Origin of the sequence: Micromonospora sp. HK10 (assembly GCF_000982955.1) — a bacterium.
In the GTDB taxonomy this organism is placed as follows: Bacteria; Actinomycetota; Actinomycetes; order Mycobacteriales; family Micromonosporaceae; genus Micromonospora.
On record NZ_KQ058763.1, the window covers coordinates 1 to 364 of the forward strand.

Below are 364 nucleotides of genomic sequence, written 5' to 3' on the forward strand. Positions count from 1 at the left end.
CGGCCAGATCCCGGCCCGCCAGGCCGCGGTCGAGGCGGGCATCCCGATGTCCACCCCGGCGCTGACCATCAACAAGGTCTGCCTCTCCGGCCTGGACGCGATCGCCCTGGCCGACCAGCTCATCCGGGCCGGCGAGTTCGACATCGTGGTGGCCGGCGGCATGGAGTCGATGACCAACGCCCCGCACCTGCTGCTGGGCCAGCGCTCCGGCTACAAGTACGGCGACGTCACGATCAAGGACCACATGGCCCTCGACGGCCTCACCGACGCCTGGGACTGCTGCTCGATGGGCGAGTCGACCGAGCGGCACGGGGCCCGGCACGGCATCACCCGCGCCGAGCAGGACGAGTTCGCCGCCGCGAGC

General features: G+C 72.0%; 1 protein-coding gene. It reads left to right on the plus strand.

From position 1 onward, the window contains the following. The coding region (locus LQ51_RS10015; protein ID WP_046564452.1) for a thiolase family protein at positions 1-364 on the plus strand (364 nt) is incomplete at both ends.